The 8,115-nt window shown below is 74.5% G+C and carries 9 protein-coding genes; 8 read left to right on the forward strand and 1 reads right to left on the reverse strand.

The window, feature by feature from the left end:
- The 3 genes from E4099_RS25330 to E4099_RS25340 form a co-directional block, all read left to right on the forward strand.
- Positions 1-1,319, forward strand: a 1,319-nt coding sequence (locus E4099_RS25330) for a segregation and condensation protein A (protein ID WP_425348273.1), incomplete at its 5' end; no start/stop codon positions are given.
- Positions 1,316-1,957 (forward strand): SMC-Scp complex subunit ScpB, encoded by a 642-nt coding sequence (gene scpB, locus E4099_RS25335; RefSeq protein WP_135341431.1) that lies wholly within the window; start codon positions 1,316-1,318, stop codon positions 1,955-1,957. The genes E4099_RS25330 and scpB, both read left to right, overlap by 4 nt.
- Positions 1,957-3,060 (forward strand): pseudouridine synthase, encoded by a 1,104-nt coding sequence (locus E4099_RS25340; protein WP_135341432.1) that lies wholly within the window; start codon positions 1,957-1,959, stop codon positions 3,058-3,060. Before scpB ends, E4099_RS25340 begins: the two co-directional genes overlap by 1 nt.
- Before the next feature lie 252 nt (positions 3,061-3,312).
- Here E4099_RS25340 and E4099_RS25345 read toward each other — a convergent pair whose 3' ends face one another.
- Positions 3,313-3,675: a DUF952 domain-containing protein gene (locus E4099_RS25345; RefSeq protein WP_135341433.1), complete on the reverse strand. Its 363-nt coding sequence runs from the start codon at positions 3,673-3,675 to the stop codon at positions 3,313-3,315.
- Between E4099_RS25345 and E4099_RS25350 the strand changes: the two genes are divergently transcribed.
- The 5 genes from E4099_RS25350 (at position 3,674) to der (ending at position 8,053) form a co-directional block, all read left to right on the forward strand.
- Positions 3,674-3,871, forward strand: a complete 198-nt coding sequence (locus E4099_RS25350) for a hypothetical protein (RefSeq protein WP_135341434.1) — start codon at positions 3,674-3,676, stop codon at positions 3,869-3,871. The genes E4099_RS25345 and E4099_RS25350 overlap by 2 nt on opposite strands.
- Positions 3,868-4,974: a prephenate dehydrogenase gene (locus tag E4099_RS25355; protein WP_135341435.1), complete on the forward strand. Its 1,107-nt coding sequence runs from the start codon at positions 3,868-3,870 to the stop codon at positions 4,972-4,974. Before E4099_RS25350 ends, E4099_RS25355 begins: the two co-directional genes overlap by 4 nt.
- Before the next feature lie 136 nt (positions 4,975-5,110).
- Complete coding sequence (gene cmk / locus E4099_RS25360; RefSeq protein WP_135341436.1) at positions 5,111-5,824, forward strand: (d)CMP kinase; 714 nt, start codon at positions 5,111-5,113, stop codon at positions 5,822-5,824.
- The gene (locus tag E4099_RS25365; protein WP_135341437.1) at positions 5,821-6,501 is read left to right on the forward strand and encodes a lysophospholipid acyltransferase family protein; all 681 of its coding nucleotides are present in this window, start codon (positions 5,821-5,823) and stop codon (positions 6,499-6,501) included. Before cmk ends, E4099_RS25365 begins: the two co-directional genes overlap by 4 nt.
- Positions 6,502-6,592: 91 nt before the next feature.
- Complete coding sequence (gene der, locus E4099_RS25370) at positions 6,593-8,053, forward strand: ribosome biogenesis GTPase Der (RefSeq protein WP_209446729.1); 1,461 nt, start codon at positions 6,593-6,595, stop codon at positions 8,051-8,053.
- The last annotated feature ends 62 nt before the right edge of the window (positions 8,054-8,115 follow it).

Genomic DNA, 8,115 nt, shown 5'->3' on the forward strand with positions numbered 1-8,115 from the left:
ACCCCGCCGAGCCGCGCGCCGTCGGCACGGCCGCCGCGCCCGGCGCCGCCGATGCGGTGGACCCGGCGGGGGAGCCGGGCGCCGACACCGCCCAGAGCCGAGCCGCCGTACTCCCACGGCACGTCGAGGAAGCCGACGCGGCCCAGCCCGAGGCCTCCGTACCGCCGGAGCGCGCCGCAGGCGATGGCGGGGCCCAAGGCGGAGTCTTTGGACCCCGGGAGCACGCCGCCGGCGACGGCGGGGCCCAGGACGGAGCCTCCGTACCGCCAGAGCGCGCCGCCGAAGCCGCCGCGGCCCAGCCCGAGGCCTCCGTACCGCCAGAGCGCGCCGCAGGCGCTGAAAGGGCCCGGCCCGAAGCCTCCGTACCGCCGGAGCGCGCCGCCGGCGACGGCGGGGCCCAGCCAGAGGCCTCCGTACCCGCGGCGGACCCCCCGGTGCACGCCGCCGAAGTCGACTCCGCCCAGGATGGAGCCCCCGTACCCCCCGAGCGCGCCGCAGGCGCCCCCGTGGGGGACGGGCGGTTCACCGTGCGGCTGGCCAACTTCGAGGGGCCCTTCGATCTGCTGCTCCAGCTGATCTCCAAGCACAAGCTGGACGTCACCGAGGTCGCCCTCTCCAAGGTCACCGACGAGTTCATGGCGCACATCCGGGCGATGGGCCCGGACTGGGACCTCGACCAGACCACCGAGTTCCTGGTGGTCGCCGCGACCCTGCTGGACCTCAAGGCGGCCAGGCTGCTGCCCGCCGCCGAGGTCGAGGACGAGGCCGACCTGGCCCTGCTGGAGGCCCGCGACCTGCTCTTCGCCCGGCTGCTCCAGTACCGCGCGTACAAGCAGGTCGCGGACATCTTCAGCGACCGGCTGGACGCCGAGTCGCGGCGCCACCCGCGCACCGTGGGCCTGGAGCCCCAGCACGCCGAGCTGCTCCCCGAGGTGGTCATCAGCATCGGCGCCGCCGGGTTCGCGCGGCTGGCGGTGAAGGCGATGCAGCCCAAGGCCAAGCCCCAGGTGTACGTGGACCACATCCATGCCCCGCTGGTGAGCGTCCGGGAGCAGGCCGAGGTGGTGATCGCCCGGCTGCGGGCGGCGGGCGAGGCCACGTTCCAGGTACTGGTCGAGGACGCCCCGGACACCCTGACCGTGGTGGCGCGCTTCCTGGCGCTGCTGGAGCTCTACCGGGAGAAGGCGGTCGCCCTGGAGCAGCCGGAGGCACTGGGCGCCCTGGTGGTCCGCTGGGCCGGTGGAGAGAGCGGCCGGCCGCTGGTCACCGACGAGTTCGACGGGACGCCGGAGTCGGCGGAGGACGAGGAGAAGAGATGAGCGAGCCGATTCCGGCCGGCGGGCGGGCCGTCGCGGAGCTGGACCTCAAGCCCGCGCTGGAGGCCGTCCTGATGGTGGTCGACGAGCCCGCGACCGAGGAGCACCTGGCCCGCGTCCTGGAGCGGCCGCACCGCGAGGTCGCCGACGCGCTGCGCGAACTCGCCGACGAGTACACCGTGCAGGGCCGCGGCTTCGAGCTGCGGCTGGTGGCCGGCGGCTGGCGCTTCTACACCCGGCCCGCGTACGCCGCGGCCGTGGAGGGCTTCGTACTCGACGGCCAGCAGGCCCGGCTGACCCAGGCCGCACTGGAGACCCTCGCCGTGGTCGCGTACCGTCAACCGGTCAGCCGTTCCCGCGTCTCGGCCGTCCGCGGTGTGAACTGCGACGGCGTGATGCGGACCCTGCTCCAGCGGGGTCTGGTCGAGGAGGCGGGCACGGAACCCGAAACAGGTGCGATCCTGTACAGGACGACGAACTATTTCCTGGAGCGGATGGGCCTGCGCGGCCTGGACGAGCTCCCCGAGCTCGCGCCTTTCCTCCCAGAGGCGGACGCGATCGAGGCCGAGACGCAGGAAGGGGTGCCGTCGTTCGACCCGGACGCCCCGGACACCGACGCAGACGACAAGACGGAACTTTAATGCGAAGCAGCGGCAGGAACAGCGGAAGCGGCAACCGTAACCAGCGGGGTACGGGCGGCGGGCGCCCCCGTTCGGGGGCCGCGGGAGGGCGCGGCGCGAGCCAGCGGCGCGACGGCCGCCCCCGCCCCGAGGAGCGCCGCTACGACACCGGCTTCGGCGCGTCCGAGGGCGGCGCCGGCAAGGGCTCGGGCCGTGGCGCGGCGGCCCGCGGTGGCGCCAAGGGCGGCCCCAAGGCCCCGGCGGCCGGCGGTCGCGGCGGCGCCCCCCGGCGGGACGGCGGCGCCCGCCCCCGCGAGCTGGACGCCAAGATCGAGGAGCGCAACCGCGCCCGGTACGACAAGCCGCAGATCAAGACGCCCAAGACCTTCCCCGGCGCCGAGCAGGAGGGCGAGCGGCTGCAGAAGGTGCTGGCCCGCGCCGGCGTCGGCTCGCGCCGCGCCTGCGAGGAGCTGATCGAGCAGCGCCGGGTCGAGGTGAACGGCAGGATCGTCACCGAGCAGGGCCTGCGAGTGGACCCGGAGAAGGACGAGATCAAGGTCGACGGGCTGACCGTGGCCACCCAGTCGTACCTGTTCTTCGCGCTGAACAAGCCGGCCGGCGTGGTCTCCACCATGGAGGACCCCGAGGGCCGCCAGTGCCTCGGCGACTACGTCACCAACCGGGAGACCCGGCTCTTCCACGTCGGCCGCCTGGACACCGAGACCGAGGGCATCATCCTGCTCACCAACCACGGCGAGCTGGCCCACCGCCTCACCCACCCCCGGTACGGCGTGCAGAAGACCTATCTCGCCGCCATCCAGGGCCCGCTCCCCCGAGACCTGGGCAAGCGCCTCAAGGACGGCATCCCGCTGGAGGACGGCTACGCCCGCGCCGACCACTTCCGGGTCGTCCAGAACACCGGCAAGAACTACCTGGTCGAGGTGAGCCTGCACGAGGGCCGCAAGCACATCGTGCGCCGGATGCTCGCCGAGGCGGGCTTCCCGGTGGACAAGCTGGTCCGCACCCACTTCGGCCCGATCGCCCTGGGCGACCAGAAGTCCGGCTGGCTGCGCCGCCTCACCAACACCGAGGTGGGCATGCTGATGCGCGAGGTGGACCTCTAGGCGCGTGGGGCTCCGCCCGGTGCCCTCGGGGGCGCCGCGGGGGACGGCGGTCGAGTGGCCGCGGGTCGTTTGTGGCTTGTCGCGTAGTTCTCCCCCGGACTCCGTCCGGGAGGTGCCCCCACCCCCGGACTTCGTCCGGGGGGACCCCCAGCGCCCCTTCGGGGCACGGGGAGCACGCCGGGCCCAGGGTGCTGGAACCGCGCGGGGGACCACCCCGTGTGGAGGGCCTCGGGGCGCGGGGAGGCGCGGTTGCTAGGACCAGACCGCGAAGCCGGTCGCCCGGCCGTCCGGATCGCGGACGACTTCCATCATCCCCTCCACCGCGCTGCGCACGATGTGGCCGTAGACGTGCGGGAACAGGGTGCCGGCCGACACCCCGGGCGGCGGGGCCGGGTCGGCCGCCTCCCAGCGCACCATCACATCGAGCTTGTGCTCGTTGACCAGCAGGGCCATCAGCGGCCCCGGCACCTCCCGGAAGAAGGCGTTCGCCACGGCCAGGGTGGTGCTCTCGTCGGGGGAGCAGTGCACGAAGCCCTCCTCGGCGAGGGACGTCGGGGCGTACGGGCGGTCGGGGGCGACCAGCCAGTCGTCGAGGCGCACCAGATGGAAGATCATGCCCTCGGTTGTACCGGACGAACCGGCCGCCCGTCTCGCGGAGCGGTCCTGGCAGCGGCCGTGCGACCAGCTCGTTAGGCTGATCAGGCACCGGCGGGCCCTGGCACCGGCGCGCGCCGCGGGGCCGTGCCCGGTGCCCGACCCGCACCGCGACTCCCCGGCCGCAGCCACCCTCCGCAAGGACATCGCCCAGTGAGAACCGCTCTCGTCATCGGCACCGGACTGATCGGCACCTCGGTCGCGCTCGCGCTCGCGGGCCGCGGCGTGCGGGTGCACCTCTCCGACCACGACCCGGGCCAGGCCCGTACCGCCGCGGCGCTGGGCGCCGGCACCGACGCCGAACCCGACGGCCCGGTGGACCTGGCCGTGATCGCCGTGCCGCCCGCCCATGTGGCCGCCACCCTGGCCGACGCCATGCGCCGCGGCCTGGCCCGCGGCTACCTCGACGTGGCCAGCGTCAAGGGCGGCCCGCGCCGCGAGCTGGCGGCCCTCGGCTGCGACCTCGCCCGCTACCTGGGCACCCACCCGATGGCCGGCCGGGAGCGCTCCGGGCCGCTGGCCGCCACCGCCGACCTCTTCGAGGGGCGGCCCTGGGTGCTCACCCCCGTGGGCGGGCAGGCCGGCGGCACCGACACCGAGGTGCTCAACCTGGCGCTGGAGCTCGTCGCGCTGTGCCGCGCCGTCCCGGTGGTGATGGACGCCGACGACCACGACCGGGCCGTGGCGCTGGTCTCGCACACCCCCCAGCTGCTGTCCAGCATGGTCGCCGCGCGCCTGGAGGAGGCCGACGAGACCGCGGTGCGCCTGTGCGGCCAGGGCATCCGGGACGTCACCCGGATCGCCGCCTCCGACCCCCGGATGTGGGTGGACATCCTGTCCGCCAACCCCGGCCCGGTCGCCGACGTGCTGGCCGCCGTCGCCGCCGACCTGGACGAGACGGTACGGGCGCTGCGGGCGCTGGAGTCCTCCGACGCGGAGCGGCACGGCGCCCGAGAGGCCGGCATCGCCGGCATCGAGGACGTGCTGCGGCGCGGCAACGCGGGCCGGGACCGGGTCCCCGGCAAGCACGGCGCGGCCCCCGCCGCCTACGAGGTGGTGGCCGTCCTCATCGGCGACCAGCCCGGCGAGCTGGCCCGTATCTTCGCCGACGCCGGACGGGCCGGGGTCAACATCGAGGACGTGCGGATCGAGCACGCCACCGGCCAGCAGGCCGGCCTGATCCAGCTCACGGTGGAGCCGCAGGCGGCCCCGGGCCTGACCGCGGCGCTGCGTGAGCGGGGCTGGTCGATCCGGCAGTAGCCCGCCCCGGCCGCCCACCGGACGGACCCCGGGCCCCGCGGGGCGTACGGCCGACTGTCCGGGGCACCCGGGTGAACCAGTAACCTTGTGCGGGGCGCGGTAGCCGCCCCGCTCGTCCCGCCTGTGCACAAGGAAGGTGTCTGTCACCGTGGAAAGCGTCGCCCGGAACGTTCCGGCAGCAGTGATCGTCGCGATCGACGGCCCCGCGGGCACGGGCAAGTCCAGCACCTCCAAGGCCGTCGCCGCCAAGCTGGGCCTGGGCTACCTGGACACCGGCGCCCAGTACCGGGCGATCACCTGGTGGATGCTGGACAACGGCATCGACGTGACCGACCCGGTCGCCATCGCGGACGCCGCCGGCAAGCCCGCGATCGTCTCCGGCACCGACCCGGCCGCCCCGACCATCTCGGTGGACGGCGTGGACGTGGCCGGACCGATCCGCACCCAGGAGGTCACCTCCAAGGTCAGCGCGGTCAGCGCGGTGCCCGAGGTGCGGGCCAGGATCACCGAGCTGCAGCGCACCATCGCGGCCACCGCCGAGCCCGGCATCGTGGTCGAGGGCCGGGACATCGGCACCACGGTGCTGCCGGACGCCGACCTCAAGATCTTCCTGACCGCCTCCGCGGCGGCCCGGGCCGCCCGCCGCAACGGCGAGCTGGGCGGCAAGGGCGGCGACCTGGCGGCCACCCAGGCCGCGCTGGTCCAGCGGGACGCCGCCGACTCCGGCCGCAAGACCTCGCCGCTGGCCAAGGCCGAGGACGCCGTCGAGGTGGACACCACCGAGCTGACCCTGGACCAGGTCATCGAGTGCGTGGTCACCCTCGTCGAAGAGAAGCGGCAGGCCAGGTGAGTCCATCCGGGTCCGCCTCGGCGGCCGGCGCCGCCACCGGACGCCGCATAGCCGTCGGCCTGATGCACGGACTGTGGCGCCCTCGGGTGCTCGGCGCCTGGCGGGTGCCGGCCGCGGGACCGGTCATCCTGGCGGGGAACCACTCCCACAACGTCGACGGCCCGATGCTGCTGGGGACCGCCCCGCGGCCGGTGCACTTCCTGATCAAGAAGGAGGCGTTCATCGGCCCGCTGGACCCGTTCCTGCGGAGCATCGGACAGCTGAAGGTGGACCGCGACAGCGCCGACCGGGCCGCCATCGGCAACGCGCTCGGCGTGCTGCGGGACGGCGGAGTGCTCGGCATCTTCCCGGAGGGCACCCGGGGCGAGGGAGACTTCGCCTCACTCCGCGCCGGACTGGCCTACTTCGCGGTACGGTCCGGGGCACCGATCGTGCCGGTCGCGGTGTTGGGCACCGCGGCGGCCAAGGGGCGGCTGATACCCGCGCTGCCGCCGCTGCGCAGCCGGATCGACGTCGTCTTCGGCGACCCGTTCCAGGCCGGCGACCCGGCGGGCCGGCGCACCAGGGCCGCCCTGGACGAGGCGACCACGCGCATCCAGCGACAGCTGAGCGCGCACCTGGACCACGCCAGGCGCACCACCGGAAGGGCGCCTGCCGAGGACCGCTCCCGGAGCTGACCGGGAGAGCCGGCCGGCGGGCCGGGCGAGACTTGACCTGGAGGTCCGGACCGGACCGCCACGGATGTACGGACGACGAGGAACAGACTTCATGAACGACCAGATCCACACCGGCGACGAGCACGGTGAGCTTGGCGACGCCGAGTACGCGGAGTTCATGGAGCTCGCCGCGCAGGAGGGCTTCGACGCCGCGGACGTAGAGGGCGCGCTGGAGGAGGCCGGGCACGGCCCGCTGCCGGTGCTCGCCGTCGTCGGCCGCCCCAACGTCGGCAAGTCCACCCTGGTGAACCGCATCCTCGGCCGCCGCGAGGCAGTCGTCGAGGACCGGCCCGGGGTCACCCGCGACCGGGTCACCTACGAGGCCGAGTGGGCCGGCCGCCGCTTCAAGGTCGTCGACACCGGCGGCTGGGAGCAGGACGTCTTCGGCATCGACGCCTCGGTCGCCGCCCAGGCCGAGTTCGCCATCGAGGCCGCCGACGCGGTGGTCTTCGTGGTGGACGCCAAGGTCGGCGCCACCGACACCGACGAGGCCGTGGTCAAGCTGCTGCGCCGGGCCGGCAAGCCGGTGGTGCTCTGCGCCAACAAGGTGGACGGCCCCAGCGGGGAGGCGGACGCGGCCATGCTGTGGTCGCTCGGCCTCGGCGAGCCGCACCCGGTCTCCGCGCTGCACGGCCGCGGCACCGGCGACATGCTGGACGCCGTCCTGGAGGCGCTGCCCGAGGCGCCCGCGCAGTCCTTCGGCGGTACCGTCGGCGGCCCGCGCCGGATCGCCCTCATCGGCCGCCCCAACGTCGGCAAGTCCTCGCTGCTCAACAAGGTCGCCGGCGAGGAGCGGGTGGTCGTCAACGAGCTGGCCGGCACCACCCGCGACCCGGTGGACGAGCTGATCGAGCTCGGCGGCACGACCTGGAAGTTCGTGGACACCGCCGGCATCCGCCGCCGGGTGCACCTCCAGGAGGGCGCCGACTACTACGCCTCGCTGCGCACCGCCGCCGCCGTGGAGAAGGCCGAGGTCGCGGTCGTCCTGATCGACAGCAGCGAGTCCATCAGCGTCCAGGACCAGCGGATCGTCACCATGGCCGTGGAGGCCGGGCGCGCCATGGTGATCGCGTACAACAAGTGGGACACCCTCGACGAGGAGCGCCGCTACTACCTGGAGCGCGAGATCGAGACCGAGATGGGCCAGGTCGCCTGGGCCCCCCGGGTCAATGTCTCCGCGCAGACCGGCCGCCACATGGAGAAGCTGGTCCCGGCCATCGAGACCGCGCTGGCGGGCTGGGAGACCCGGATCCCCACCGGTCGGCTCAACGCCTTCCTCGGCGAGATCGTGGCCGCCCACCCGCACCCGATCCGCGGCGGCAAGCAGCCCCGCATCCTCTTCGGCACCCAGGCGGGCACCAAGCCGCCCCGGTTCGTCCTGTTCGCCTCCGGCTTCCTGGAGGCCGGCTACCGGCGGTTCGTGGAGCGCCGGCTGCGCGAGGAGTTCGGCTTCGAGGGCACCCCGATCCACATCTCGGTGCGCGTGCGGGAGAAGCGCGGCAAGAAGAAGTGATCCCGCCCCGGCGGGCACCCGGTAGCGGCGTCGGCCGCCCCTCCCCGCGGGGAGGGGCGGCC

The sequence above is a fragment of the Streptomyces palmae genome, assembly GCF_004684805.1.
In the GTDB taxonomy this organism is placed as follows: domain Bacteria; phylum Actinomycetota; class Actinomycetes; order Streptomycetales; family Streptomycetaceae; genus Streptomyces; species Streptomyces palmae.